This window comes from Mycolicibacterium nivoides (genome assembly GCF_003855255.1).
Classification (GTDB): domain Bacteria; phylum Actinomycetota; class Actinomycetes; order Mycobacteriales; family Mycobacteriaceae; genus Mycobacterium; species Mycobacterium nivoides.
On record NZ_CP034072.1, the window covers coordinates 2,198,086 to 2,224,666 of the forward strand.

The window sequence follows — 26,581 nt, forward strand, 5'->3', positions numbered from 1 at the left end:
CGGGCGGTCCGCTACCGAACCCACCCGGTGCCTGGCTGAATGATGGCTGGACGGCCCGCGCCGCACCGGATTGCGGTGGTCGCGCTCGTCGAAGTCTTCATTCGGGTGTTCAGCCTCGGTTGAGGCTGGCTACCCGCAACCAGTATCCCACATCACTGACGCGGTACTGACCAGACTGCGAGAAGGGTTATCCGGCGGAGGCTTCGCCAGGGAACCACAGGGCGATCTCGCGGGCCGCCGACTCCGGCGAATCCGACCCGTGCACCAGGTTGTCCTGGGTCACAAGTGCCAGGTCACCGCGGATGGTGCCGGGCACAGCCTTCTCCACCGGGTCGGTGCCGCCGGCGATCTGACGGAACGCCGCGATGGCGCGCGGCCCCTCCACGATGGCGGCCACGACGGGTCCGGAGGTGATGAACTCCAGCAGCGAATCGAAGAACGGCTTGCCGTCATGCTCGGCGTAGTGCTGCTTGGCCAGCTCAACGCTGACGTTCTTCAGTTCGAGCGCCGCCAGGGTCAGACCCTTCCGCTCGATCCGGCCGAGAATCTCTCCGACCAGGTGGCGCTGCACGCCGTCGGGCTTGATCAGGACAAGGGTCTGCTCAGTCACGGCAGAGAGCGTACCGGTCGGTAACAGCACGGCGCCATCTCGGGGCCCCGCCGGAGCCCGCGCTGTGGCCCAGCTATCACTGCCCTATTCGCTGGGCGGTTGCTGGCCCGGCAGCAGGCCACGATCCTGCCTGCGTTTGACCTCACCCCGCAGGTACACGATCAGCAGCCAGACCACGGCGAAGATCACGCCGATGAAGCCGATAGCCCCATGGATGAGGGCACCGGCGATCACCACCAGCTGGATGCCCAGGTTCGCCCAGATGGCCCAGGGCCGGCCCTGGATCCCCGACATCAGGATCAACACGATGGCCAGCCCGACCACGAATCCGCCCGACGCCCAGGTCAGCCCGGAGCCGCTGACACCCACCACCGGCAGGGCCAGCAATACGACGATCGCTTCGAGAATCAGCGTCCCCGCCATCACCCCGCGGAAACTCTTCCAGGGGTCCGGCGGAGCCGGCTTGTCACTCGGCGTCTGGTCGCCAGGGGTCTGATTGCTCACTGCGGGTCCCGTCCGAACAGGGTCCGGGCCACGCCGGCAGTCACCACTGAACCGGTGATCACCATGCCGGACCCGGACAGTCCTTCGTCTGCCCCGGCCTCCTCGACCAGGGCGGTGGCCGTCTCGATCGCATCCGGCAGCGTCGAGGCGGTGATCACCCGGTCCTGCCCGAAACGCTCTTCGGCCAGCGACGCCAGCGACTCGACGTCCATCGCCCGCGGTGAACCGTTGTGGGTGACCACGATCTGATCGAAGACCGGCTCCAGAGCGCTCAGGATGCCGCCGGCGTCCTTGTCCCCCATCACCGAAACGACCCCTACCAGGTAGCGGAAGTCGAACTCCTGTTGCAGGGTCTGCGCCAGCGCCGCCGCTCCGGCAGGATTGTGTGCGGCGTCGATGAAAACCGTTGGCGCACTTCGCATGCGTTCCATGCGGCCCGGGCTGCGCACCGCCGCGAAGCCGGCCCGGATCGCGTCGACATCGAGCTGACGGTCCGCGCCCGCACCGAAGAACGCCTCGACCGCGGCCAATGCGAGAACCGCGTTGTGGGCCTGATGCTCACCGTGCAGGGGCAGGAAGATGTCGGAGTACACACCGCTCAGGCCCTGCAGCTCGAGCACCTGCCCGCCGATGGCGACCTGCCTGCTGAGCACTGCGAACTCGGAATCCTCGCGGGCCACAGCCGCGTCGGCGCGCACCGCCTCGGCCAGCAGCACCTCCATGGCCTCGGGAACCTGCTTGCCGATCACCGCGACGGTGTCGGTCTGCACCAGGTCCTCCGGCTGCCGGGTGATGACGCCCGCCTTCTCCCCCGCGATCTCGGCGATCGTGTCACCGAGATAGTCGGTGTGATCGATGCCGATCGGGGTGATCACCGCGACCGGTGCGTTGACGACGTTGGTGGCGTCCCAGCGTCCACCCATTCCGACCTCGATGACCGCGACGTCGATGGGCACATCGGCGAAGGCCGCGAAGGCCATCGCGGTGAGGACCTCGAACTTGCTCATCTTCGGGCCACCGGCAGCCTCGGACTGCCGGTCCACCAGTTCCACGAACGGTTCGATCTCGGTATACGTGTTCACGTATTGCGCTGGGGTGATGGGCTTTCCGTCGATCGAGATGCGCTCCACCGCGGACTGCAGATGCGGACTCGTGGTGCGCCCGGTGCGCCGGTGCAGGGCGACCAGCAACGCGTCGACGATCCGGGCCACCGACGTCTTGCCGTTGGTCCCCGCGACGTGGATGGACGGATAGGCCCGCTGCGGCGAGCCCAACAGCTCCAGCAGGGCGGAGATTCGTGCCGTGCTGGGGTCCAGCTTGGTCTCGGGCCACCGCTGATCGAGCAGGTGCTCGACCTGCAGCAGCGCGGCGATCTCGTCCGGCGAAGGAATCGGGTCGGTCACCGGGCCCTCATTTGAGCCCGGCCAGGCGTACGTTGATGCGCTCGACCTCTTCGCCGGCCAACTGCTGGCGGCCGCGGATCTTGTCGACGACGTTCTCGGGCGCCTTGGCCAGGAAGGCCTCGTTGCCGAGCTTGGCCGTAGTGGTGGCCAGTTCCTTCTGCGCTGCGGCCAGGTCCTTCTCCAGCCGGCGCCGCTCGGCCGCGACATCGACGGTGCCCGAAGTGTCCACCTCGACGAGGACCGTGGCCTGCGTCAGACGCACCTCGACCGAGGCCGACGGGGTGAACCCGTCACCGGCGTCGGTCAGCCAGGCCAGCGCGGTGACCGCGGGCAGCTGCTCGGTCAGGCCGGCCTCCGTGATCGCCGACAACCGGGCCGGGACCCGCTGCCGGTCGGCCAGGCCCTGGTCGCTGCGGAAGCGGCGCACCTCGGTGATCAGCTTCTGCATATCGGCAATGTGTTGCGCCGCAACCGGATCAAGTGCGATACCGGATGCCTGCGGCCACGGCGCGATGACGATCGACTCGCCGTCGGTGAGCGCCTTCCACAGCGTCTCGGTGACGAACGGCATGACCGGATGCAGCAGCTTGAGCAGTGCGTCGAGCACGAAGGCCAGCACCCCGGTCGTGTGAGCCACGCCTGGTTCTTTCTGGCTGCCCAGCTGCACCTTGGCCAGTTCCACGTACCAGTCGCAGAACTCGTCCCAGGCGAAGTGGTACAGCGATTCGCAGGCCCGGCTGAACTCATAGCTGTCGAGTGCCGCATCCACTTCGGCGCGAACCTCTTCGAGGCGGCCGAGGATCCAGCGGTCGGCGTCGGTCAGGTCGCCCGCGGCGGGCAGCGGCGCGGGCGCCGCACCGTTCATCAGCGCGAACCGCGTGGCGTTGAACAGCTTGGTGGCGAAGTTGCGGGAGGCCCGGGCGTGGTCCTCACCGATGGACAGGTCGCCGCCGGGGCTGGCACCGCGGGCCAGCGTGAACCGCAGCGCGTCGGCGCCGAACTTCTCCACCCAGTCCAGCGGATCGATCCCGTTGCCGCGCGACTTGCTCATCTTGCGGCCGAACTCGTCGCGGATCAGCCCGTGCAGGAAGACGTTCTCGAACGGCACCTGCGGGCCGCGCTTGCCGTTGAACGTGATGGCCGGATCGTCGGCGACGAACGTGCCGAACATCATCATCCTGGCCACCCAGAAGAACAGGATGTCGTAGCCGGTGACCAGCACCGAGGTCGGATAGAACTTGGCCAAATCGGGCGTGTGGTCGGGCCAGCCCATGGTGGAGAACGGCCACAGCGCCGAGGAGAACCAGGTGTCGAGCACGTCGGGGTCCTGCTCCCAGCCTGCCGGTGGGGTCTCGTCGGGACCGACGCACACCGTCTCGCCGTTGGGACCGTGCCAGATCGGGATCCGGTGTCCCCACCACAGCTGCCGGGAAATGCACCAGTCGTGCATGTTGTCCACCCAGGCGAACCACCGCGGCTCCAGGCTCGGCGGGTGAATCACGGTGTCGCCGTTGCGCACCGCATCGCCTGCCGCCTTGGACAGGCCGTCCACCTTGACCCACCACTGCAGGGACAGACGCGGCTCGATGGGCTCACCGCTGCGCTCGGAGTGTCCGACGCTGTGCAGGTACGGCCGCTTCTCCGCGACGATCCGGCCCTGCTCGGCCAGCGCCTCGCGCACCTTGACCCGGGCCTCGAACCGGTCCATGCCGTCGAATTGGGTTCCGGTGTCGGCGATCCGGCCCTTGGCGTCCATGATCGTCGGCATCGGCAGCTGATGGCGCAGCCCGATCTCGAAGTCGTTCGGGTCGTGCGCGGGGGTGACTTTGACTGCGCCGGTACCGAATTCGGGGTCGACGTGCGTGTCAGCCACAATGATGAGGCGATCATCCAAAAATGGGTGCGGCAGCGTTGTGCCGACCAGATGGCGGTACCGCTCGTCGTCGGGGTGCACGGCGATCGCGGTGTCACCGAGCATCGTCTCGACGCGGGTGGTGGCCACGATGATGTGGGGCTCGTCGTCGTTCATCGAGCCGTAGCGGAACGAGACCAGCTCGCCCTCGACGTCCTCGTACTTGACCTCCAGGTCGCTGATCGCGGTCTCCAGCACCGGTGACCAGTTGACCAACCGCTCGGCCTGATAGATCAGGCCCGCATCGAAGAGCCGCTTGAAGATGGTGCGCACTGCGCGCGACAGGCCTTCGTCCATGGTGAAGCGGTCGCGGCTCCAGTCCACGCCGTCACCGAGGCGGCGCATCTGCCCGCCGATGGTGCCGCCGGACTCACGCTTCCAGTCCCACACCTTCTCGACGAACAGCTCGCGACCGAAGTCTTCCTTGGTCTTGCCGTCGACGGCGAGCTGCTTTTCCACCACGGTCTGGGTGGCGATGCCGGCGTGGTCCATGCCGGGCAGCCACAGCACCTCATAGCCCTGCATGCGCTTGCGGCGGGTGAGGGCGTCCATCAGGGTGTGGTCGAGCGCGTGGCCCATGTGCAGGCTGCCGGTCACATTGGGCGGCGGCAGCACGATCGAGTACGGCGGCTTTTCGCTGGCCGAATCGGCGGTGAAGTATCCGGCATCCACCCAGCCCTGGTACAGGTCGGCTTCTACCGTGGCCGGATCCCAGGATTTGGGGAGGGCATCGGCACGATTGTCAGGGGTGGGGGTCACCGAGCCATTCTAAGAAGGACGTGCCCGAATACGCGAAAGCCCCCGATGCCCGGTGCGTTCCCTGGGCGTCGGAGGCTCTCGAGCCGGCTTGTACCGGGGCTACTTCTTGCCGCCGAGCAGGCCGCCGAGGATCTCACCGATGGCATTGCCCTGGCCGCCACCGCCGCCGCCGAGCACGCTGCCGAGGATGCTGCCCAGCGGGTTGTTGGCGGCGGCACCGCCACCGGTCGCGCCGCCCAGGATGCTGCCGAGGATGTCCCCGAGCCCTCCGCCGGAAGCCTGAGCCTGCGCCTCTCCGGCCGGAGCGGCGTTCTTCTGGGCGAACTGCTTGCCGATGTAGGCGAGCACGATCGGCGCCAGGATCGGCAGCAGCTTCTTGATCAGATCACCGCCACCGGCGCCCGTGCCTGCCAACGCCGACGCGACCTGGTTGCTGTCGTTGCCGCCGAAGATCTTCGAGACGATCTGGTTGCCTTCGTTGGCGTCGACCTGATCGACACTCACCCCACCGTCGAGCAGGCCGCTGGCGCCCTGTGCGGACACTGCGGACTCGAGGTCACTCGAATCGATGTTGTCTGCTTGTACGTTCTCCGCCACACCGCCGACCAGGGCCGGAACCAGGGTCTTGATGGCGGCGTTCACCTCGCCTTCATCTGCGCCGAGCTTGCTTGCGATATCCGCCACCGGGATCTGCGCGAACAGATCATCGAGACCGGCCATTTTTCATCCCACCTTCGTTGCTGGCGTACTGCGTACTGGAAGTCCTCGACAACGACACTAGTCGAATCTGATCTTGCCCCACAGGTGTTCGACGCAGGCCGATCCGTTCGTGTTGCGCCAGCTCAGCTCAGGGCGGTGGTATCCAGCGACACCCCGGCGGCCGGTAGCCGAGTGAGCAGGACGTCCCCCATGGCGGCCACCGGCGTCAGCACGCCACGGCGGTCCGACAGCGCGTCACGATCGGTTGCCAGCGCGAGCCCGCACTCGCCGAGCAGCACCGCGGTCGACTTGTATCCGGGGTCGCCTTGCTGGGCCATGCTTGTCACGTACCGGGCGCCCGACGTCGTCGTGGTGTAGGTCTCGACGCGGTAGTGGCCCCGCTCGCGGGCCCGCTCGCTGGGACCGGTTCCCGGCTTGGGAGCCAGCTTCGCGACCAGGCCGCTGGGCAGCCGGTTGAAGTAACGGCCGCCCACGCCGAGCGTGAAGGCGTTGGCTCCGGTCACCGCCGCTGCCGCCAGCGGCGCGGCGACCGAGCGGCCCAGGCTCATCTGCTCGGCGTACTCGAAGCGGCGTCCGTAGGCGTAGTTCAGTAATGCGTTGCTACGCCGCACGATTCGGGTGTTCGGCGCGGCCATGGCAAACGCGCCGGTCCAGTACCCGGCGAGCTCCGGAGCGATCTCACCACCGCGGCGCCACCGCACGTCGGGCTGAGCGCCGAGTTCGGGCTCGGCCCCACGGTCAGGGCTCAGCGTGTACGGATCGTTCATCAGCGCCCGGGCCTCCGGGTCCGACGACAGCGTGTCCAGCAGTTCCAGCATCGAGGCCACCGTGCCGCCCGACACGCCGCCGGCGAAACTGCGCACCACCAGGTTGGTGTCACCGAGTTCCCCGGCGCCGTCTGCGAGCGCCCGCTGATACAGCGCATACACCGTGAGATCAGATGGCACCGAATCGAATCCGCACGAATGCACGATCCGGGCACCGGTGTCGACCGCCTGCTTGTGATGGAGGTCGATGCTGTCGCGGATGAATGTCGTCTCACCGGTGAGGTCGGCGTAGTCGGTGCCGGCCGCGGCACACGCCGCGACCAACGGCATGCCGTAGCGGGCGTATGGCCCCACCGTCGTCACCACCACCTGGGTGCGTGCGGCCATCGCGTCGAGAGAGGACTGAGAAGTGGCGTCGGCGATCACCAGCGGCCACGACTGCGCGCCGGGCCCCAGACCCTCGCGGATCGCGCGCAGGCGCTCCTCGGAACGGCCTGCCAGGGCGATCCTGGCCGATCCCCCGGCCCCGGCCAGGTACTCGGCCGTCAGTTTTCCGGCGAATCCCGTGGCGCCGTACAGCACCAGATCAAACTCACGCTGCGTCACGATCTCGACGCTACCCGAGCAGTTCGGGCAACTGCACCGGTTCGCCGCGCAGGTGGTCGCCCAGGAACGCCGTCACCACCTGGTACCAGATCTTGGCGTGCTGCGGCGCCAGCACCCAGTGGTTCTCCGTCGGGTAATACAGGAACCGGTGCGGGCTTTCGCCGTTCTCGTCGGCGGGCAGCCCCGAAGAGGTGAGCAGCTCGTACCACAGCCGCAGCGCCTCGCCGATCGGTACGCGATAGTCCTTGTCGCCGTGGATCACCAGCATCGGGGTGGCGATATCGCCGACGAACCGATGTGGTGAATTGCGCTGGGCCATCTCGGGTGTCATCTCCCGGGCCCACCAGTACGCGCCGTCGGTGGTGGGGCCGAACTGGTCCAGCGCCCACAGGCTGGCATGGGTGACGATGGCGTCGAACCGATCGGTGTGCCCGGCGATCCAATTGGCCATGTAGCCGCCGAACGATCCGCCCATCGCGGCGGTGCGCGAGGCATCGACGCGCGGATGTGCGCACGCGGCGTCGGTCGCCGCCATCAGGTCGGTGTATGGATCGTCACCCCAGGAGCCCCAGCCGCGTGCGATGAAGTCCTGGCCGTAGCCGGTGGACAGGCCCGGATCCGGCATCAACACGGCGTACCCCCGGGCGGTGAGCAGCCACGGGTTCCACCGCCAGTGCCAGGTATTCCAGCTGCCCAGCGGGCCGCCGTGAATCCACAGCACCAGCGGGGCCGGCTCGTCGCCTTCGGGCAGGGTGAGCCAGGACCGGATCGGGGTGCCGTCGGCGGCGGTCGCGGTCACCTCGGTCACCGTGCCGGGCAGTTCGGGTGCCTCGAGGCACGGCAGCGCGGTGACGGTGCCATCCCGATCGATCCGGACCGGATGCGGCGGCACGGCATAGGAGCTGCGCAGCGCATAGATCACTCCGCCGGGCGCGGGACGCACATCGGAGTAGGTGAAATCATCATCGGTCAATTTGGTGACCGCGCCGGATACCGGGTCCACGGAGAAGATCGGGCCACGGCCGCCGTCGTCGGCCGTCACGATCAGCGCCGAGGAATCCAGCGCCCAGGCCACCGAGGACGGCCAGCGGTCCCAGTCGCCCGTCAGCTCCACCGGATCTTCTCCGAACCGCATGCAGCACAACGTGATCCGTGGCGGTGCGGTGGGAGTGGAATGGGTTTCCCGGGTGAAGGCCACCGCGCTGCCATCCGGTGCGATCGCGGGGCGTTCCAGGTCGGCTCCGGGTTCCTGGGCGATGGTGGCGCGTTCGCCGGTGGCCCGGTCGATGCGCACCAGCACCACCCGCAGGGCCGTGCCAGGACCCGGCTCCTGCCAGGACGTCACCACGAATTCGCCGTCGGCGCTGAGATCGAAGGTCGTCTCCCGCAACGCCGCGCCCGGGTCAGCGGTCAGATCCCTCGGTCCGTCGGCATCGAAGAGGTGGGGTTGGTCTGGACCCAGGTCATGATCCCAGTGCCGGACCGGGTAGCCGGTGTGCAGGATCGCCGACACCTTGGTGTCCTTGCGGGCCTCGCGCTTTGCCTTGTCGTCGTCGACTCCGGCCGATGACGGCAGCAGTAACGCGGTGACGACGGTGGCGTCGGCGGCGCGGGCGCTCGCCGCACCCGCGACACCGCCGGGCATCGTCAGCACCTCGGATGCCTCACCGCCGGCCGCGGGTAACCGCCACAGGGCCGCCGGCGGGTTGTCCTCGCCCTCCCCGGGACGCACCGCGAGGAACAATACGTCTCCGTCGGCGGTGAACACCGGCGCGGACTCCCCTTTGGCGCCTTGGGTCAGCCGGCGCGCGGGTTCGACCCCAGTAGGATCCAATTCCCATATGGAGCTTAGGAATTCGGTCTTCTTCTCATTGAGCGTGCTGACCGTCGTGACCAGCCGCGAGCCGTCGGGCGACACCGCAAGACCGGACACCCGGGGAAACGCGAGGTAGTCGTCGAGATCGTCAAACACCGTCATGACTCCCCACCGTAACGGCGCGGCCCGCACCGGAGTCCGGTACGGGCCGCGTGATGCGGGTCGGTCAGGACACCTTGATGACCTGTCCGGTGGTGTCGGTTTGCACCTGCTTGCTGCTGCGCTCACCCTGGACGTTGATGAAGATGATGACGTTCGCGTCGAACGGGATGTTGCGCTTGATGCTCACCGTCTGGACCTTGCCGTCGGGGATCTCGCTGGCCGCCACTGCGCCGTCGATCGCCGCGACGATCGCGCTGGTGGGTACATCGGTGGTGACGAACAGATTCTGCTGAAGGGCCTCGGTGTCGTCGTCGTAATCGATGGGACGCGACGGTCCGACCGCGCCTGACGTATAGCTCCATTCGTTCAGCTCGGTCGGCGCGTTCGGGTCGATCGCCTCGACCTTGAGCAGGCTGGGCGTGATGACGACGTCGACCACCTGCATCGGGTTGGCACCGACCTTCCCCGCGATCGCCGCATAGGCGTTGTCGATGCCCTCGGCGGTGAACAGGTTGCCCGAGACCGCTTCGGTGATCTTCTCGGTACCCGAGGAGACGACCTTCTCGGCCGCCCCGGCGGCAGCGTCCCTGATCTCGGTCACCTTCGAGCAACCACTCAGTGCCGAGGCGGCAATCAGTGTGGCGCCAAGCGCGATACCGAAGCGGGTGAGTTTCATCGGGTCCTCTCAACTGTTCTGTCCCGGCACTTTCGGCACGGGAACCTGCGTAAAGACTGTGCGAACGCTGGAAGGCTACCGATCCCAACTCCGGCCATGGTGAGCCACCTCACCCCACCCGTTAGATTCGACCGATGGCGCAGTCCATTCTGGTCGTAGGTGCCGGTATCACCGGCCTTGCCACCGCAGTCGCGTTGCAGCGGCAGGGATATGAGGTCACCGTCCTCGAAACCCGCACCGACACCACCACGGGCGCGGGCATCAGCATCTGGCCCAACGCTTTGGCTGCGCTCGACGAGATCGGGCTCGGCGACGCGGTGCGCGGGTCCGGCGGACGGGTCACCGCCGGCGCGATGCGCTGGCACGACGGCACCTGGCTGCGGCGACCGGCGCCCGACCGCATGATCCGGGCGCTGGGCGAACCGCTGGTGGTGATCCACCGGACGACGTTGACCGAGATCCTCACCACGGCCCTGCACCCGGGCACGGTCGAATACGGGCTCGGGGTGCAGTCGCTCGACGACCACGACGGCGGCGTGCGTGTTCGGTTGTCCGACGGATCCGAGAGGAAGGCCACCTCGGTGATCGGCGCCGACGGAGTGGATTCCGTGGTGGCACGTCACCTCAACGGCCCGCTGGAACGTCGCTACGCCGGGTACACGGCCTGGCGCGGGGTCGCCGACTGCACCATCGACCCCGAACTCTCGGGCGAGACGATGGCCCCCGGGATGGAAGCCGGCCATGTCCCGCTCGGTACCGATCACACCTACTGGTTCGCCACCCAACGGGCTCCGCAGGGACACACCAACGACGACGGGGAGCTGAGTCACCTCCAACGCATCTTCGGCAGCTGGGCCGACCCCATCCCGGCGGTGCTCGCCGCGACCGATCCCGAACAGGTGCTGCGCAACGACCTCTACGACCGCACCCCGGCGCGGCGATGGGCGCGGGGACCAGTGGTGATCGCCGGGGACGCCGCACATCCGATGCGCCCGCATCTGGGCCAGGGCGGATGCCAGGGGCTGGAGGACGCGGCGACGCTGGCCGGCCTCGCCGTCCGGGAGCCGGATTTGCCGACCGCCTTCGCCCGCTTCGCGGCCCTGCGCCGGAAGCGGGTCATGCGGATCGTGCGGGAGTCACAGTTGATCGGGCGGGTCGTGAACCTGCGCCCGCCGGCGCTCAGCGCCGCGGCCACCCGGGCGACCGTTGTCGTGCCCGAGTTCGTGTTGACCCGGCACCTGGCCTCGATCGCCGCGCGCGGGGCATTCACCCCGGTCCGCTGAGCTCAGTGCGGCACGCCGAAGGCCCCGAGCGGATCCAGGAAGGTCGTGCAGATCCGGCGCAGGTCGAAGATTCCCAGCACCGAGCCGGGACGCACAGCCTGGCAGCCGGTCGGCGCACCGGGGGCTGCCCAGCCCGCAGGCATTCCGCCCCGGACGCCGCACTTGGGCCAGGCTCCGATCCCCTGGGTCGCGAGGACGTTCTCGGCCACCCTTATCTGCTCTTCGCGGGACGCGGTGGCAGGCGATCCGATTCCGCCGTGCGAGGCCCAGGTGGCGGGTTTGAACTGCAGGCCGCCGTAGTGACCGTTGCCGGTGTCGATGGACCAGTTGCCGCCCGATTCGCAGTCGGCGATCGCATCCCAGTTCACGGTGTCCGCACCAGCGGTGGCCGTCGAGGCGAACATGGGTGCCAGCATGAGGCCCGCCGACGTCGCAGCAAGCCAGAAAGCCCTGGTTAACGCCCTTCGTATGGTCATCTCACGGCCCTTCCCCGACCTTTGACACCAAGGACCGCTGCAGATGCCGATCACGTTCGTGCAACTGTGCGGTCACTAATGGGTTCGTGTGACCAACGTCACGCGTTACAGAGGGGGCAGAAGTTTTTTCAGAGGTAGCCGAGGCTGGAGCAACCGGAGGGCCTTCTGATGAAACAGAAGCGGCGCCGGGCAGAGGCCCGGCGCCGCTTCGTATCAAGTTGTCAGTGGCTCACGTTGTGAGCGGCTCTGTCCTAGCCGCGCTTGCCGCACACCGGCCACGCGCCGATGCCCTGGGAGCGCAGCACATTCTCAGCGACCCGGATCTGCTCGGCACGCGAGGCCTGGTGGGGAGAACCCGAGCCACCGTTGGCGCGCCAGGTGCCCATGTTGAACTGCAGGCCACCGTAGTACCCGTTACCTGTGTTGATCGCCCAGTTGCCACCCGACTCACAGGCAGCGACGGCGTCCCAGTTGACGCTGTCCGCATTGGCGGTACCGGCACCCAGTGCCACGGGAGCCACAGCGAGCGCTCCAGCAATGATGCCCAGCCCAAACGTCTTGCGGATGTTCTTCACTTCGTTCCTCTCGCCAAGCGCGCGCCAAACAGCACCCGCCAGGCGGGTGCGGAAGCCTGAATCCAGGCCGGAGGGGTTGGTTCGCGCCGTCTCGGTCAGGCACGAAAGGGAGGGCCACAGTGCCCGGCCCGGGATCAGACCCAGGCCCCCGCGTCGGGCGTAATCGCCACCGCGGCCCCACTCACACGCAGGTTCTTGGTGTTGAAATTATTTGCTCCCTGTGGAGACGCTTTGGACCGTACAAAGGTCTCGGAGAGAAGTCACCTCGATGTAGAAGCGATCGCGGAAAGATCACGGACAGATAACGAGACGCTGAACGAATCGTTTGTGCAGGTCAGCGACGGATAGTCGTCGTTACCGTTTCGTGATCGGCGCAAACGGAAAGTGAGGCAGATCACCCATTTTTTGTGAACTGGCCCACTTGATTCCGGTGCGATATCGCGAGCAAACAACACTTGGGACAACAAAGTCGCTGGTAGAAGCCATCGGCGAGTGTCACTACGCGCCACACCAAGAGAATCTGTTCGCTACAGACACCTGGCTCCCCGAGCCAGCGCCGACATCCGATCATCCTGGCACACAAGGGATATCGCCTCCGTCGTCCACCGCGGACAGGGCCGAACCGTCCCATGTCCGACACCCGCAGAGTCGGTAGCTGACTCGCCAAACAGACTGAGCTACAAGGTCTTTCACCACCGCGACTCGAATCGTCAGTCAGCCCGGCCAACCCTGCGGCACGAATCCGAATCGCTCGGATCCGACAAACCGAGCGGTCAGGGGCCTTTTGGCACAAACTTAGACACGCTGAACACCTGCCGCAGCGAATAGCGAGCGAAGTTCCCACACTGCGCAACAAGTCGAATGATCATGAGCGCCAGTGACTTTCACGCACACCCGATGGCCATCTACGGATGACGTTTTCCGAATTGATCCGACTTCCAGGAGCTCAAATACGGTGAAATACCGTGCCAATTATCTCGGTACGATAAATTCAGCCCAGTTGGCGTGCTAATTCGCAATTTGCTGAGATTTGTCCGTCACATAACTCGGCTCAGGGCAGATCGGCCGCGGTGTTGACGTTGGTCAGCGCGCGCTGCGGTGCCATCACGATCCGCTGCGTATCGACGGACTCGGCCAGCGCCCGCATGCTGCGCCGGCCGTTGCGCACCAGATCGGCGATCTGCTCGGTGAGCGCACTGCGGTAGATCCCCGCCAGGTAGTGGTCCCTGCCGTCCCACGGCAACACGATATCGGCAGGTGACCGCTCCGCAGAGGCCGCCAGGGTGTCGATCAGCTCCGACGACAGATACGGCATGTCCACGGCGCAGACGAAGGCGCGGTCCAGGCCGGCCTCCGCAACGGCACGCAGTCCGCGACCCGTCGCCACCAGCGGCCCGACTCCACGCACCTCGTCACGGAGCACCTCGGCGCTCAGCGGCGGCAGTGGCTGGCCGGGCGCTGCGATCACGAAGACCGGTGAACAGCGCCTACTCACCGCGGCGACCACATGCTCGACCATCGTCGAGCCGTCGAACGGCAACGTCGCCTTGTCGCGCCCCATACGGCGCGAAGCCCCGCCCGCCAGAACTACGGCGGCGAGCGGGGCTGTGCTCAGGTTGTTTTGGTCAGCGGGGTCAGTCGACGGTCCAGGTGTCTTTGCCACGCAGCAAGGATTGCAGAGCTGCGGTGTCATGAGGCTTGGATTCGATGGCCGTGTTGACCTGCTGGCGCGCGGCGTCGTCGTAGGTGGGCCGGCTGACCTTGCGGAAGATACCCATCACCATGTGATCGAGGTTCTGCTCGCTCAGCCGCGACAGCGCGAAAGCATAGGCAGGGTCATCGATCTCGGCGTTGTGCACCACGATGTCGGCGGCCGCGACGTCGGCGGTCTTGGCGACCTCCAGGCCGTACCCGGACTTGACCACGCAGTACTCGCCGTCGGTACCGAACTTGATCGGCTCACCGTGGGTGACGTTGATCAGCCGTTCCTCGGCGCCTTCCTTGCGGAGCGCGTCGAACGATCCGTCGTTGAAGATCGGGCAGTCCTGCATGATCTCCACCAGCGCGGCGCCGCGGTGCTCGGCCGCGCCGCGCAGCACCTCGGACAGACCCTTGCGATCGGAGTCCAGCGCGCGGCCGACGAACGTGGCCTCCGCTCCCAGCGCCAGCGACACCGGGTTGAACGGGTAATCCAGCGAACCCATCGGGGTCGACTTGGTCACCTTGCCGACCTCGGAGGTCGGCGAGTACTGACCCTTGGTCAGGCCGTAGATCCGGTTGTTGAACAGCAGGATCGTGAGGTTGACGTTGCGGCGCAGCGCGTGGATCAGGTGGTTACCACCGATCGACAGGGAGTCACCGTCACCGGTGACGACCCACACCGACAGGTCCGGACGGGCCAGGGCCAGGCCGGTGGCGATGGTGGGGGCGCGACCATGGATCGAGTGGAAGCCGTAGGTCTCCAGGTAGTACGGGAACCGACTGGAGCAGCCGATACCGCTGATGAACGCGATGTTCTCGCGCTTGAGGCCCAACTCTGGCAGGAAGTTGCGGATGGTGTTGAGGATGACGTAGTCACCGCATCCCGGGCACCAGCGGACCTCCTGGTCACTGGTGAAGTCCTTGCCCTTCTGCGGCTGGTCGGTGGTGGGCACCAGGGCGTTCTTGGTCAGTCCCGCCTCTGTCAGCCCCAGGTCTGCGCCGATCAGATCAGTCATGCGTTCGCTCCCACACCGCTCGCCTCAACCTCAATCGTGGCCGCCGCCAACCGGGCGAACTTGGCCTTGTCACTTTCCTTCTCACCGAGTGTGCCGTCCAGGGCCGCATCGATGATGCCTTCGACCTCGTCGGCGAGGAAGGCCATGCCCTCCACCTTGGTCACCGACTGGACGTCGACCAGGTACTTGCCGCGCAGCAGCAGCGCCAGCTGGCCCAGGTTCATCTCCGGCACCACCACGTTCGGGTAGCGACGCAGCACCTCACCGAGGTTGGTCGGGAAGGGGTTGAGGTGGCGCAGATGGGCCTGGGCCACCTTGATGCCCTTGCGCCGGGCCCGCCGGCAGGCCTCGCCGATCGGGCCGTAGCTGCTCCCCCAGCCCAGCATCAGCAGTTCGGCGTCGCCGGTGGGGTCGTCGACCTCCAGATCGGGCACCTTGATGCCGGCGATCTTCTCCTGGCGCAACCGCACCATGAGGTCGTGGTTCTTGGGCTCGTACGAGATGTTGCCCGAGCCGTTGGCGGCCTCAAGACCACCGATCCGGTGCTCCAGGCCCGGAGTGCCGGGCACCGCGAACTGACGGGCCAGGGTCTCGGGGTCGCGCGCGTAGGGAGCGAACGGCTCGCCGGACTTGGCGAACGTGTGCTCGATCGGCGGGTAGGTGCTGATGTCCGGAATCTGCCAGGGCTCAGAGCCGTTGGCGACCGCACCGTCGGACAGGATGATGACCGGGGTGTGGTAGTCGATCGCGATCCGCGAGGCCTCCACGGCGATGTCGAAGCAGTCCGACGGCGACTTCGGGGCGAGGACCGCGACGGGCGATTCCCCGTTGCGGCCGAACAGCGCCTGCAACAGGTCGGCCTGCTCGGTCTTGGTCGGCAGACCCGTCGACGGGCCACCGCGCTGCACGTCGACGATGAGCAGCGGCAGTTCGGTCATCACGGCCAGGCCGATCGCCTCGGATTTGAGCGAGACACCCGGGCCCGAGGTGCTGGTGACACCCAGCGCGCCGCCGTAGGAGGCACCGATTGCCGCACCGATGCCGGCGATCTCGTCCTCGGCCTGGAAGGTCAGCACGTTGAAGTTCTTGTGCTTGGACAGCTCGTGGAGGATGTCCGACGCCGGAGTGATCGGGTAGGTGCCCAGCACCACCTGGATCTGGGCCAGGTGCCCGGCGGCCACGATGCCGTAGGCCAGCGCGGTGTTACCCGAGATCTGCCGGTATTCACCCGACTTCAGCTTCGCCGGCGACACCTCGTAGGTGGTGGCGAATGCCTCGGTGGTCTCTCCGTAGTTCCAGCCGGCCTTCAGGGCCAGGACGTTGGCCTCGGCCACATCGGGCTTGCGGGAGAATTTCTCCCGGATGAAGGCCTCACTGTGCTCGAGCTCGCGGCCGTACATCCAGGACAGCAGGCCGAGGGCGAACATGTTCTTGGCGCGCTGGCCGTCCTTCTTGGTGGCGCCGATCACCTCGACGGCGCCCAAGGTCAGCGTCGTCATCGCAACGGAGGTCACCACGTAGTCGGACAACGTGTCATCCTCTAGCGGATTGTTGTCGTATCCGACCTTTGCGAGGTTGCGCTTGGTGAACTCATCGGAGTTGGCGATGATCAGGCCGCCGCGGGGAAGGTCTGACACGTTGGCCTTGAGCGCGGCGGGATTCATCGCCACGAGCACGTCGGGGCGGTCTCCGGCGGTCAGGATGTCGTAGTCGGCGATCTGGATCTGGAACGACGACACACCGGGCAGAGTGCCCTGTGGCGCGCGGATCTCGGCCGGGTAATTCGGCTGGGTTGCCAGGTCGTTTCCGAACAGTGCAGCTTCAGAAGTGAAGCGGTCACCGGTCAGCTGCATACCGTCGCCGGAGTCGCCGGCGAAGCGGATGACGACCTTCTCCAGCTTCTGCCGCGGCGCGGCGCCATTGCCGTTGCCGTTCTCACCCACGGCTACCGCCTTTCACACGTTCTTTGACCACGTCTTTCCGGGCCGCTGTCATGTGACGCGCCGCCGGATCGAACGTCCACCGAATTTTGATGTCACTACCAGTACCGATTATTGCACTGCTCTTAGGCTGCGCTTCACCGCGCCGTGCCCCGACACGCGGGTGGGTTCCCGCCGAAGGTGCTGTTCGTGGGCGTGAAGGAAGCCCATTTGAGACAGAACTGTGGTTTTCGTCACGTTTAGGAGAATGTCATTCTCTAAGGAAAAGGCTACTGGCCGGTAGCTCTCCGCTAGCACCGGCAAGCACAAACTTGACACCTGTCGAGTTTAGACCTCGACCTGCGGCTACGCCAGGCCGGGTGCCCCGGTGTGAACCCGCTTGTCCAACTCCCTGGCCACCAGTTCGCTGGCCGATTCCGCCGAGCGACGCGGATCATGGCCCGCCGCCCGATGCGCGACGTAGCAGGCGGTGAACATGTCCCCCGCCCCCGTGGTCTGAACATCCAGGACCCGCCAGGCGGCCGGCACGCGTTCCACCGCACCCTCTATATAGATGTCGCATCCTTCCGAGCCGTAGGTCACCAGGATCTCCGCGACGCCGAGTCGCTCCGCGCTCGACGCGTCGAACGCACCGTCGGCGACGATCACCGCCTCATCCTCGGCGAGCTTGAGGATGTCGACATCGGCCAGCAGGCCCGCGGGAAAGTGGCGATCCTCGATCAACGGCCCCAATCGGTCGGCCCGCACCAGCCCCTGCCCGTCATAGGCGACCCGATGGCCGCGTGCCGCGAGGGCGGCCAGCGTCTCCGCCGGGAAATCGGTGCGGAGCAGCGGGGCCAGGTGCACCCATGTCGTCGCCGGATCGGCCACGTCGATGTCCGCGGCGGTCCACACCGGGCCGATAGCCTGCACACCCATGTGACGGTGATCGGTGTCGTCGTAGTCGAGGCTGAACGAACTGGTCACTTCCGAGGGCAGGATCTGCACCAGCGACCCGAACCGCGCGCGCAACTCGTCGAACAGGGCGTGATCACGTTCGGCACCCATCGCGATGATCCGGCCGGGTCCGCCGGCCGCCTGCAGCGCCACTCCCGCGAACGACGCGCATCCCCCCGGGCTCGGCGGAGCCCCGTTGATGATGTCGATCGCGAGGTTGCCGAGCACGGTTACCCCAGGGACTAGCTCTCGTGGCATGGATGAAGTCTCCCGGTCTGGACGATCGCCGCGCTCCCCGACCCTGCCCGACTCCCCGTCCCGACATCAAAATGTGATCCACCTCACATCGCCGCCGGAGCGGAATGTCACTCGCGGGATCCGCATTCAAATCACATAGATAGCCAATGTTGTGACGAAGGGTAGTGCCAAATGCGCATGGATTCGAGACTGAAACTCCTCCTCTGTACCGCCGGCTTGGCGGCCGCCGCCGTCATGGCGGTACTGGGCCTCCAAACAGCCCAGATCCAGAGCACACCCGACATGTCCGTGCCCGCAGCCGAATCCACCATGCAGTTCGGCGAGACCGTGACCCAATCCGTACCGCCATCCCGGCCCGACACACCCGCAGCCACGCCACCGGTCAAGGCGCAACCCGCACCGACCGCAGAGCCCGGATAAGCCCGAAGGCTCACGCCGGCAGGTTGTATGGCGTGATCACCTGAATGGGTACGGGGCGGACCGGCTCGCCCGGCAGTGCGCCGTGTTGCTGCAGGATCAGCCGCATCGCCAGTCGCGCGTCGGCCCGGAGATCGTTGTGCAGGACCACCGAAATCCTGCCTTCCCGCAGCAGTCTGCGGTTGTCCACATCGAGATCGTGGGCGACGAACACCCGGCACTCTCGTCCGAGCTTCTCGAACGCCGCCACCGTGGCAGCGTTCCCGCCTCCTGGTGAATAGACCGCCTCCACGGACGGGTGACGCTGCAGCGCGTCGAGCACCAGCCGTTCGTTGGTCGCGTCGATGCCATCGCTGTCGGTGACCTCGACGACCGCGCGACCGGAACCGCGCAACCCCGACCGGAATCCCACCTCACGCTCGCCCTCGCCACGAAACACCGTGCGGCTCAGGGTGATCAGCACCTCGGAGGGGGCGGGTCCCAGCCATTGCTCGATCAGGTAGGCCGCCGTCGCACCGGCCCCGTGGTTGTCGATGCCGACGTATGCACTGCGGGCACTGGTGGGGATGTCGGTCGTGTACGTCACCACCGGAACACCGGCGGCGACCAGGCGATCGACGGCCTCGGCCACCTCGGGTTCGTCGGCGGCCTTGAGCACCACGCCGTGGCTGCTGCGGATGCCCGCCAGGGTGTCGACCATCTGGGCGGTCGAGCCGGATTCCCACAGGTGGAAGCGAGCCCGCAGCATTGCCGGGGCGAACGTGGGCAATTCGGCCTCGACGGCGGCCCGGAACGCGTCGGAGAACCGTTGCGGGGTCTGCATGACCACATCGATCAGGTAGCGACGCCCGTTGAGCCGCAACTGCGCCCGTTGCTTGTCCAGATCGGCGATCGCCTGGCGCACCTCGGCTCGGGTGTTCTCACGCACGCCAGGGCGGTCGTTGAGCACCCGGTCCACCGTGGCCTCGCTCAAACCGCACTGCTGAGCGATCTCACGGACCTTGTATCGGTGCGCCACCTCCGACCTCCGATGCCTGCTGATGGTTTTTTGATGGATTTTTGCCGTTGATTGTGCCACAGGACACAGCAAGACTGTCAGCCATGACCACGACATTGCGGACATCGCAGACCAGGCCCCGGGCTTGGATCGAGGAAGCGGACTGCTCCCTCGACGAGTTCCGCGCCCAGGTGTCCCGCACCACCGACGCCGACGACTACCCCCTGGCCGCCGATATCCGGCACAACGTCCCGGTGTACTCGGCCGCCACCATCGCCGGCGCCGACCGCCGCGGGCTGCAGGCCGAGTTGATCGGCGCGTTGGCCGACGGCCCGGGCGTCGTGGTGTTCGAAGGTGCCTTCGATGAGGACGTCGTCGATCGGGCCGGCGCTGCGTTCGGCGCGCTGATCGAAACCCAGCGCGCCGAAGGCGCCGCCGCCGGTGACCACTTCGGCAAGGCCGGTGCGAACGACCGCATCTGGAATGCCGCGCAGAAGCTGGCCCTGCATTCCCCCGGCGTGTACGCCGAGTACTACGCCAACGACGCACTGGCCGTCGTGTCACAGGCCTGGCTGGGCCCGCGCTACCAGGTCACCTCACAGGTCAACGTCGTCAATCCCGGTGGTGCAGCACAGGTTCCGCATCGCGACTATCACCTCGGTTTCGTCACTCCGGACCAGTTGGCCGATTACCCCGCACATCTGCACCGGCTGTCGCCGGCGATGACGCTGCAGGGTGCGGTGGCGCATTGCGACATGCCGCTGGCCAGCGGGCCGACCATGCTGTTGCCGTACTCGCAGACGTTCGAGGCCGGGTACATCGCGTTCTACCGGCCGGAGTTCATCGAGTTCTTCGCCGCCCACCAGGTTCAGGTGCCGCTACGCAAGGGCGATGCGGTCTTCTTCAATCCGGCGCTGTATCACGGCGCAGGCACCAACACCTCGACCGACATCCGGCGTATGGCCAACCTGCTGCAGATCTCCTCGCCGTTCGGGCGCGCGATGGAAGCACTCGATCGAACCGCGATGGTCCGGGCCGTGTACCCGGCCCTGCTGGCGATGAAGTCCGCGGGTTACTCCGAGCGGGAGCTGTCCAACGCCGTCAACGCCACCGCCGAGGGCTACGCGTTCCCGACGAATCTCGACAGGGACCAACCCATCGGCAGTCTGGCGCCGCCCAGCCAGGTCGACACCGTGCTGGCCGCACTGGCCGGCGATCTGTCTCCCGAAGAACTCGACACCATCCTCGATCAGCAACACGAACGGAGAATCCCATGACCACGCTCGGCGTTATCGGACTGGGCCGCATCGGCGCATTCCACACCGAAACCCTCTCCGCCTTGGACGGTTTGGACGGGCTGGTGATCACCGACGAGCGCACCGACGTGGCCGCGGCGGTGGCCGCCAAGCACGGCGCCAAAGCCGTCGACACCGTCGAGGAACTGTTGTCCTCCGGCATCGACGGCGTGGTGGTTGCCGCCGCGACACCCGCGCACGCCGAGCTGACGCTGGCCGCCGTCGGGCGCGGCATCCCGACCTTCTGCGAGAAGCCGATCGCCTCCACCGCCTTGGAGAGCGCGCGGGTCGCCGAGACCATCGCACGAACCGGCGTCCCCGTGCAGGTCGGATACCAGCGCCGCTTCGATGCCGCCTTCGCCGCCGCCAAGCGTGCGGTCGACGACGGGTCGTTGGGCACCCTGCACACGGTGCGCAGCACCACGATGGACCCGGCTCCCCCGCCGCTGGACTACATCAAGGGCTCCGGCGGAATCTTCCGTGATTGCGCCGTGCACGATTTCGACATCATCCGCTGGATCACCGGCCAGAACGCGGTCGAGGTGTACGCCACCGGATCCGTACAGGGCGACCCGCTTTTCGCCGAGTACGGCGACGTGGACACAGCCGCGGTGATCGTGCGGTTCGACGGAGGTGCGCTGGGCGTCGTGTCGAATGCCCGCTACAACGCCCGCGGATACGACTGCCGCCTTGAGGTTCACGGGTTCGACGACAGTGTCGCCGCCGGCTGGGATCAGGGTGTGCCGATGCGAAATGTCGACCCGGCCAACACATTCCCGGCCGGCCCCGCACACAATTTCTTCATGGACCGCTTCACCGAAGCGTTCCGCACGGAGCTGGCCGGCTTCGTGGAGGTGGCCAAGGGCGCGCCGGTCGCCGGCGCCACGGTGGCCGACGCCGTCGAGGTGGCCTGGCTGGCCGAGGCCGCCACCGAGTCCCTGCGTCGGGGCACCCCGGTGCGCATCGAGGAGGTTCGCAACGCATGAGCGCCAACATCAAGACCGGCGGGCAGGAGCGCAGCGACCGGGGAATCAAAATCGCCGGGGCGCCGATCTCGTGGGGCGTCTGCGAGGTACCCGGCTGGGGTCATCAACTCGACCCCGAACGCGTGCTCACCGAGATGCGCGACACCGGCCTGACCGCCACCGAACTCGGCCCGGAAGGCTTCCTGCCCGCCGACACCGCCGAACTTCAATCCGTGCTGACCCGGCACGGGCTGGCCTGCGTAGGTGGGTTCGTCCCGGTGGTGCTGCACAACGCCGGCCACGATCCCGCCGATGACCTCGCCGGACCGCTCGATTCGCTGGTGGCGGCCGGCGCCGGGGTCGTGGTGCTTGCCGCGGCCACCGGTTTCGACGGCTACGACTCCCGGCCGGTGCTCGACGACGACCAGTGGGCGACACTGCTGTCCAACCTGGACCGGCTGGCCTCGATCGTCGCCGCCCGCGGCCTGCTTGCGGTGCTGCATCCGCACGTGGGAACCATGGTCGAGACTCGCGACGATGTGGACCGAGTGCTGGCCGGCTCGACGATCCCGCTCTGTCTGGACACCGGCCATCTGCTGATCGGCGGCACCGACCCCCTTGAGCTGGCCAAGGCCGTCCCGCACCGCATCAAGCACACTCATCTGAAGGACGTGGACGCTGCGCTGGCCGCCATGGTGCAGTCCGGTGAGGTCAGCTACACCGATGCCGTCAAGGCCGGGATGTACACGCCCTTGGGCACTGGTGACGTTGACATCGCGGGCATCGTCTCGGTCTTACGGGACAACGGTTTCGACGGATGGTTCGTGATGGAGCAGGACACCATCCTGGACGACGCGCCCGTCGGTGACGGGCCGGTCGCCGACGTGCGCACCAGCGTGGCGTACTTGAAGTCCGTCACCTCGTGACCGGATTGCGCATCGGTGTGCTCGGCGCTTCCCGGATCGCTGAGAAGGCCATCGTGGGGCCGGCGCAGGAACTGGGACACCGGCTGGTGGCGGTCGCCGCGCGTGATCCGCAGCGCGCGGCGGCTTTTGCCGACAAATACGGTGTGGAGCGCGTGCTCGGCTCGTACCCCGAGGTGATCGACGACGCCGAGGTGGATGTCGTCTACAACCCGTTGGCCAACGGATTGCACGCGCCGTGGAATCTGGCGGCGATCGCCGCCGGCAAGCCCGTGCTCAGCGAGAAGCCATTCGCACGCAACAGATCTGAGGCCGCCACAGTCGCCCGGGCCGCCGAGGCCGCGGGAGTGACGGTGCTGGAGGGGTTCCACTACTTCTTCCACCCGGTCACACAGCGGGCCTTTGCCCTGGCCGCCGGCGGTGAGATCGGTCGGCTCACCCGGGTCGAGGTGCGGATGGCGATGCCCGCACCGGACGACGATGACCCCCGCTGGTCCCTGGAACTGGCCGGCGGGGCCCTGATGGACCTCGGCTGCTACGGCATGCACGTCCTGCGATCGTTGGGCCGTCTGGACGTCGACGGGCTTCGTGGCGCACCGTCAATCGTCACTGCCCGTGCCGAGCAACGCTCGACCAATGTCGATGCGACGTGCGATGTCGAGGTCGGTTTCCCGGGCGGCGCGACCGGGTTGACCGCCAATTCGATGGTGGCGCCCGAGTATTCGTTCACTATCAGGATCGTCGGCAGTGAGGGTGAGGTGCTGGTCCACGATTTCATCCGGCCCAACGACGACGACGGGATCACCGTGCGGACGGCCGCCGGCGAACGCGTCGAGCGACTCGGCACCCGGGCCAGCTATACCTACCAACTGGAGGCGTTCGCCGATCACGTACAGAACGGTGCGACGCTGCCGTTCGGAGTCGCGGACGCGGTGACCAACATGGCCTACGTCGACGCCGCATACCGGGCCGCGGGACTACCCACGCGTTAGTGCCGCGGCGCCGCGGTCGAACCCCGCACCACGAGCTTGGGTTCGCACACCACATCGACCCGATCGCCGGTCGCTTCGATCCGCTCGACGGCTCGGCCCACTGCCAACTCGGCGAGTTGCGCGCTGTCCTGTCCGACGGTTGTCAGGTCCACATGGGCCAGTCCTGCCAGCGGGCTGTCGTCGAACCCGACCACCGACACGTCCTGCGGGATCCGGATTCCGGCCCGGATCGCCGCGTCGACGAAGCCCAGCGCACAGCGGTCGTTGAAGGCGAATACCGCTGTGGGTAGGGATGGTTCGGCGCACAGCGCGGCCGCTGCGGCAGCTCCTTCACGTTCGGTAGTGCCGCCTTCGAGAAGGGTCACGACAATCCCCGCCGCGGCGGCGGCGCGGCGAACGCCCTTGCGGCGTTCGGCCGCGCCGGGTGCCCGACCGCCGTCCAGGTAGGTGATCGCCGTGTGGCCCCGTTCGGCCAGGTGGCCGACAGCCAGTCCGGCCCCGAACGTGTCGTCGTTGCGGACCGCGTCCACACCGCGGACCTTGCGCGCCATCGCCACGACGGGCAGCCGGGTGTCGATGTCGACCAGTTCGCGCACCGGTAGTTCGGTACCGATCAACACGAGCGCCTCGACGCGGTCGTCGAGCAGGGTCCGGACCGCGCGCCGTTCGTCGTGGTGCGGGGTGACACAACTCAACAGCACGTCGTACCCGCGCATCTCGGCCGCCCGGTAGACACCGTCGACCAAGCCGGCGTGGAACTCCTGGCCCGCGGTGAACACCACGCCGAGAAGGTTGGAGCGCTGAGAACGCAACATCCGGGCCCGCAGGTCGGGCCGGTAGCCGATCTCGTCGGCGGCGCGGCGCACCCGTTCCCGGGTGGCGGCACTGGCACCGGGGGCATCGCGCATCACGATCGACACCAGGGCACGCGATACCCCGGCATGTTGAGCCACGTCATGGAGGGTGGGCCGATCGCGCATCCGGTCATTCTAGAACGTTCTAGGAATTTTCTTGACTAAGCCCGCCCACGGCCGCTTTACTTTTCCTCAGACCTAGAACGTTCTAGTAAACCGGGAGACCTCATGGCGGATCAGCTGAACTTCGGCCTCATCGGCACCGGGTGGATCGGCCGATTCCATGCCGAATCCCTGGCGTCCCGAGTACCAGGCGCCACCCTGGCCGCCGTCGCTGATCCGAATATCGAAGCGGCCCAATCGATCGGAGCGCCCCGCGCGTACGCCGACCCACTGGAGCTGATCGGCGACAGCCGGATCGACGCGGTGGCCATCAGCTCCCCCGCCGCCACCCATGCCGCCCTCGTGGTGGCCGCCGCCGAGGCCGGTAAGCACGTCTTCTGCGAGAAGTCGATGGCCCTGACCCTGGACGACGCCGATCGTGCGATCCGCGCCGCCGAGCAGGCCGGCGTGGCGCTGCAGGTCGGTTTCAACCGTCGCTTCGCGAGCGACTTCGCCGCGGCCCGCGAGGCGATCGCGGCAGGCTCGATCGGTACACCCCAACTGCTGCGCTCCCTGACCCGCGACCCCGGCATCTCCGTGGAAGTCGCGGCCCGCGTCAAGCCCTGGACGATCTTCAACGAGACCCTGATCCACGATTTCGACACCTTGTGCTGGCTCAACCCCGGTGCGCGGGTGGTCGAGGTCTACGCGCAGGCAGCGGCATTGATACATCCGCAGTTCGCCGGGGACGGATTCCTGGACACGTCGGTGGTTCAGATTCGCTTCGACAACGGGGCCTTCGGCACCGCCGAAGCCAGCTTCCAGGCCTCCTACGGCTACGACGTCCGCGGTGAGGTCTTCGGTTCAGAAGGCGTGCTGCTGGCGGGCCGGGCGCCCGAGCAGGCGGGCCGGCTCAACACCGAACTGTTCCACGACGCCTATGCGGCCCAATTCGTCCACTTCGTCGACAGCGTCAAGGCTGGCACGCAGCCGTCGGTCACCGGCCACGATGCTCGGATCGCGCTCGAAATCGCCTTGGCCGCGGCAGAATCCGTCCGCACCGGCGCACCGGTCGCGCTCGCGGACGCGGTGCGCTCATGACATTCGAACTCGCGATCTGCTCGGAGATGGTGTTCAGCGATCTCGACATCGTCGAACGGGCCCGGCGCATATGCGAACTCGGCTTCGCGGTGGAGATCTGGAGCTTCCACGACAAAGACCTCGATGCACTGGCCGCGACCGGCGCCCGGTTCTCATCGATGACCGGCTATCTGCACGGAGATCTCTACGACCCGGCCGGCGCCCGCGAGGTGGTGCGTACCGCGCAGCAGGCCATCAAAGCCGCTGAGGTACTCGGGGTTCCGCGACTCGTCGTGCATCCGGGCGAGCTGGTCGACGGTCAGGCCGCCCGGCCCCGCCACCGGGTCACCGGCGACATGTGGTTCGCGGCGCTGCGGGGGCTGGAAGCGCTCGGTGAGCTGGGCGCCGAAGCCGGCGTCACGTTCTGTCTGGAAAATCTCAACACCATCGTCGACCATCCCGGGGTACCGCTGGCGCGCGCCAAGGACACCCTGGCGCTGATCGAAGCGGTCGACCACCCCAACGTCAAGATGATGCTCGACCTCTATCACGCCCAGATCGGTGAGGGAAACCTCGTCGACCTGGTGCGCCGGGCCGGGTCGGCGATCGGCGAGATCCAGGTGGCCGACGTGCCGGGGCGTTGTGAGCCGGGGACGGGTGAGATTTACTATCCCGCCATAGCAAAGGCGTTGCGCGACAGCGGCTACACCGGGACCGTCGGCATGGAGGCCTACGCCTCCGGTGACAGCGTCGCGGCGCTGGAAGCCTTCCGAGCCGCGTTCTCTTGATGCCCCACTGAGCATTGCGAGCGTGCCCGTTTCGGCGATGCGCCGCAT

At 67.2% G+C, this 26,581-nt stretch carries 24 protein-coding genes; 8 read left to right on the plus strand and 16 right to left on the minus strand.

All coding sequences use genetic code 11. The features are described from left to right. Nucleotides 1-187 precede the first annotated feature (187 nt). The 8 genes from ndk to EH231_RS10455 form a co-directional block, all read right to left on the minus strand. The gene (gene ndk, locus EH231_RS10420; protein ID WP_044522837.1) at nt 188-610 is read right to left on the minus strand and encodes a nucleoside-diphosphate kinase; all 423 of its coding nucleotides are present in this window, start codon (nt 608-610) and stop codon (nt 188-190) included. A gap of 84 nt (nt 611-694) precedes the next feature. Continuing rightward, nucleotides 695-1,033, minus strand: a complete 339-nt coding sequence (locus tag EH231_RS10425) for a DUF4233 domain-containing protein (RefSeq protein ID WP_084622311.1) — start codon at nt 1,031-1,033, stop codon at nt 695-697. Nucleotides 1,034-1,110: 77 nt separating this feature from the next. Beyond that, nucleotides 1,111-2,517 carry a bifunctional tetrahydrofolate synthase/dihydrofolate synthase gene (folC, locus tag EH231_RS10430; RefSeq protein WP_090431737.1) on the minus strand — a complete coding sequence of 469 codons (1,407 nt, stop codon included), beginning with the start codon at nt 2,515-2,517 and terminating at the stop codon, nt 1,111-1,113. 7 nt (nt 2,518-2,524) lie between these two features. Continuing rightward, nucleotides 2,525-5,188 carry a valine--tRNA ligase gene (locus tag EH231_RS10435; protein WP_164480841.1) on the minus strand — a complete coding sequence of 888 codons (2,664 nt, stop codon included), beginning with the start codon at nt 5,186-5,188 and terminating at the stop codon, nt 2,525-2,527. A 99-nt stretch (nt 5,189-5,287) separates the two neighbouring features. Next, a complete protein-coding gene (locus tag EH231_RS10440; RefSeq protein ID WP_090431739.1) occupies nt 5,288-5,908 on the minus strand; it encodes a DUF937 domain-containing protein in 621 nt (206 codons plus the stop codon). A gap of 122 nt (nt 5,909-6,030) precedes the next feature. Further along, entirely contained in the window at nt 6,031-7,281 is a 1,251-nt protein-coding gene (locus EH231_RS10445) for a saccharopine dehydrogenase family protein (protein ID WP_090431741.1), read from the minus strand. 10 nt (nt 7,282-7,291) lie between these two features. Then, a complete protein-coding gene (locus tag EH231_RS10450; protein ID WP_124712366.1) occupies nt 7,292-9,259 on the minus strand; it encodes a S9 family peptidase in 1,968 nt (655 codons plus the stop codon). A gap of 64 nt (nt 9,260-9,323) precedes the next feature. After that, on the minus strand, nt 9,324-9,935 hold the full coding sequence (locus EH231_RS10455) for a hypothetical protein (RefSeq protein ID WP_124712367.1): 612 nt from the start codon (nt 9,933-9,935) through the stop codon (nt 9,324-9,326). A gap of 134 nt (nt 9,936-10,069) precedes the next feature. Between EH231_RS10455 and EH231_RS10460 the strand changes: the two genes are divergently transcribed. After that, nucleotides 10,070-11,218, plus strand: a complete 1,149-nt coding sequence (locus EH231_RS10460; protein WP_124712368.1) for an FAD-dependent oxidoreductase — start codon at nt 10,070-10,072, stop codon at nt 11,216-11,218. A 2-nt stretch (nt 11,219-11,220) separates the two neighbouring features. Here EH231_RS10460 and EH231_RS10465 read toward each other — a convergent pair whose 3' ends face one another. The 6 genes from EH231_RS10465 to EH231_RS10490 all read right to left on the minus strand — a co-directional run bounded on the left by EH231_RS10465 (nt 11,221) and on the right by EH231_RS10490 (nt 18,120). Beyond that, on the minus strand, nt 11,221-11,694 hold the full coding sequence (locus EH231_RS10465) for a transglycosylase family protein (RefSeq protein WP_090431749.1): 474 nt from the start codon (nt 11,692-11,694) through the stop codon (nt 11,221-11,223). Between the two features lie 251 nt (nt 11,695-11,945). Next, nucleotides 11,946-12,269: a transglycosylase family protein gene (locus EH231_RS10470; RefSeq protein ID WP_065461838.1), complete on the minus strand. Its 324-nt coding sequence runs from the start codon at nt 12,267-12,269 to the stop codon at nt 11,946-11,948. 1,051 nt (nt 12,270-13,320) lie between these two features. Next, complete coding sequence (gene mobA, locus EH231_RS10475; protein ID WP_124714240.1) at nt 13,321-13,884, minus strand: molybdenum cofactor guanylyltransferase; 564 nt, start codon at nt 13,882-13,884, stop codon at nt 13,321-13,323. Between the two features lie 19 nt (nt 13,885-13,903). Next, nucleotides 13,904-14,986: a 2-oxoacid:ferredoxin oxidoreductase subunit beta gene (locus EH231_RS10480; protein ID WP_090431751.1), complete on the minus strand. Its 1,083-nt coding sequence runs from the start codon at nt 14,984-14,986 to the stop codon at nt 13,904-13,906. After that, complete coding sequence (locus tag EH231_RS10485; RefSeq protein WP_124712369.1) at nt 14,983-16,929, minus strand: 2-oxoacid:acceptor oxidoreductase subunit alpha; 1,947 nt, start codon at nt 16,927-16,929, stop codon at nt 14,983-14,985. Before EH231_RS10485 ends, EH231_RS10480 begins: the two co-directional genes overlap by 4 nt. A 342-nt stretch (nt 16,930-17,271) precedes the next feature. After that, nucleotides 17,272-18,120, minus strand: coding sequence for a PfkB family carbohydrate kinase (locus tag EH231_RS10490; RefSeq protein ID WP_090431755.1), 849 nt, complete (start codon nt 18,118-18,120; stop codon nt 17,272-17,274). A 177-nt stretch (nt 18,121-18,297) separates the two neighbouring features. On the opposite strand from EH231_RS10490, the gene EH231_RS10495 reads away from it, so the two are divergent. Further along, complete coding sequence (locus tag EH231_RS10495) at nt 18,298-18,540, plus strand: hypothetical protein (protein ID WP_124712370.1); 243 nt, start codon at nt 18,298-18,300, stop codon at nt 18,538-18,540. Nucleotides 18,541-18,550: 10 nt separating this feature from the next. Here EH231_RS10495 and EH231_RS10500 read toward each other — a convergent pair whose 3' ends face one another. Next, a complete protein-coding gene (locus tag EH231_RS10500; protein ID WP_124712371.1) occupies nt 18,551-19,555 on the minus strand; it encodes a LacI family DNA-binding transcriptional regulator in 1,005 nt (334 codons plus the stop codon). A gap of 83 nt (nt 19,556-19,638) precedes the next feature. Here EH231_RS10500 and EH231_RS10505 point away from each other — a divergent pair, with 83 nt between their 5' ends. Genes EH231_RS10505 through EH231_RS10520 form a run of 4 tightly spaced genes read left to right on the plus strand, consistent with a single transcriptional unit; the run spans nt 19,639 to nt 23,709 of the window. Continuing rightward, nucleotides 19,639-20,811: a phytanoyl-CoA dioxygenase family protein gene (locus EH231_RS10505; RefSeq protein ID WP_124712372.1), complete on the plus strand. Its 1,173-nt coding sequence runs from the start codon at nt 19,639-19,641 to the stop codon at nt 20,809-20,811. Next, entirely contained in the window at nt 20,808-21,815 is a 1,008-nt protein-coding gene (locus tag EH231_RS10510) for a Gfo/Idh/MocA family protein (protein WP_090431763.1), read from the plus strand. The genes EH231_RS10505 and EH231_RS10510 overlap by 4 nt, the downstream gene beginning before the upstream one ends. After that, nucleotides 21,812-22,720: a sugar phosphate isomerase/epimerase family protein gene (locus tag EH231_RS10515; RefSeq protein WP_124712373.1), complete on the plus strand. Its 909-nt coding sequence runs from the start codon at nt 21,812-21,814 to the stop codon at nt 22,718-22,720. Before EH231_RS10510 ends, EH231_RS10515 begins: the two co-directional genes overlap by 4 nt. Continuing rightward, nucleotides 22,717-23,709 (plus strand): Gfo/Idh/MocA family protein, encoded by a 993-nt coding sequence (locus EH231_RS10520; protein ID WP_124712374.1) that lies wholly within the window; start codon nt 22,717-22,719, stop codon nt 23,707-23,709. Before EH231_RS10515 ends, EH231_RS10520 begins: the two co-directional genes overlap by 4 nt. Here EH231_RS10520 and EH231_RS10525 read toward each other — a convergent pair. Continuing rightward, nucleotides 23,706-24,689 carry a LacI family DNA-binding transcriptional regulator gene (locus EH231_RS10525; RefSeq protein ID WP_124712375.1) on the minus strand — a complete coding sequence of 328 codons (984 nt, stop codon included), beginning with the start codon at nt 24,687-24,689 and terminating at the stop codon, nt 23,706-23,708. The two genes, EH231_RS10520 and EH231_RS10525, sit on opposite strands and share 4 nt — an antisense overlap. A gap of 102 nt (nt 24,690-24,791) precedes the next feature. Between EH231_RS10525 and EH231_RS10530 the strand changes: the two genes are divergently transcribed. Together EH231_RS10530 and EH231_RS10535 are read left to right on the plus strand one after the other, a co-directional pair. Then, nucleotides 24,792-25,766, plus strand: a complete 975-nt coding sequence (locus EH231_RS10530) for a Gfo/Idh/MocA family oxidoreductase (RefSeq protein WP_124712376.1) — start codon at nt 24,792-24,794, stop codon at nt 25,764-25,766. Continuing rightward, entirely contained in the window at nt 25,763-26,533 is a 771-nt protein-coding gene (locus tag EH231_RS10535) for a TIM barrel protein (RefSeq protein ID WP_124712377.1), read from the plus strand. The genes EH231_RS10530 and EH231_RS10535 overlap by 4 nt, the downstream gene beginning before the upstream one ends. Nucleotides 26,534-26,581: the final 48 nt, after the last annotated feature.

Coding starts and splice junctions, on each gene's coding strand:
- EH231_RS10425 (WP_084622311.1), bottom strand. CDS start 1,033: ATGGCGGGGACGCTGATTCTCGAAGCGATCGTCGTATTGCTGGCCCTG.
- EH231_RS10440 (WP_090431739.1), bottom strand. CDS start 5,908: ATGGCCGGTCTCGATGATCTGTTCGCGCAGATCCCGGTGGCGGATATC.
- EH231_RS10450 (WP_124712366.1), bottom strand. CDS start 9,259: ATGACGGTGTTTGACGATCTCGACGACTACCTCGCGTTTCCCCGGGTG.
- EH231_RS10455 (WP_124712367.1), bottom strand. CDS start 9,935: ATGAAACTCACCCGCTTCGGTATCGCGCTTGGCGCCACACTGATTGCC.
- EH231_RS10460 (WP_124712368.1), top strand. CDS start 10,070: ATGGCGCAGTCCATTCTGGTCGTAGGTGCCGGTATCACCGGCCTTGCC.
- EH231_RS10465 (WP_090431749.1), bottom strand. CDS start 11,694: ATGACCATACGAAGGGCGTTAACCAGGGCTTTCTGGCTTGCTGCGACG.
- EH231_RS10480 (WP_090431751.1), bottom strand. CDS start 14,986: ATGACTGATCTGATCGGCGCAGACCTGGGGCTGACAGAGGCGGGACTG.
- EH231_RS10490 (WP_090431755.1), bottom strand. CDS start 18,120: ATGCCACGAGAGCTAGTCCCTGGGGTAACCGTGCTCGGCAACCTCGCG.
- EH231_RS10495 (WP_124712370.1), top strand. CDS start 18,298: ATGGATTCGAGACTGAAACTCCTCCTCTGTACCGCCGGCTTGGCGGCC.
- EH231_RS10505 (WP_124712372.1), top strand. CDS start 19,639: ATGACCACGACATTGCGGACATCGCAGACCAGGCCCCGGGCTTGGATC.
- EH231_RS10510 (WP_090431763.1), top strand. CDS start 20,808: ATGACCACGCTCGGCGTTATCGGACTGGGCCGCATCGGCGCATTCCAC.
- EH231_RS10515 (WP_124712373.1), top strand. CDS start 21,812: ATGAGCGCCAACATCAAGACCGGCGGGCAGGAGCGCAGCGACCGGGGA.
- EH231_RS10525 (WP_124712375.1), bottom strand. CDS start 24,689: ATGCGCGATCGGCCCACCCTCCATGACGTGGCTCAACATGCCGGGGTA.
- EH231_RS10530 (WP_124712376.1), top strand. CDS start 24,792: ATGGCGGATCAGCTGAACTTCGGCCTCATCGGCACCGGGTGGATCGGC.
- EH231_RS10535 (WP_124712377.1), top strand. CDS start 25,763: ATGACATTCGAACTCGCGATCTGCTCGGAGATGGTGTTCAGCGATCTC.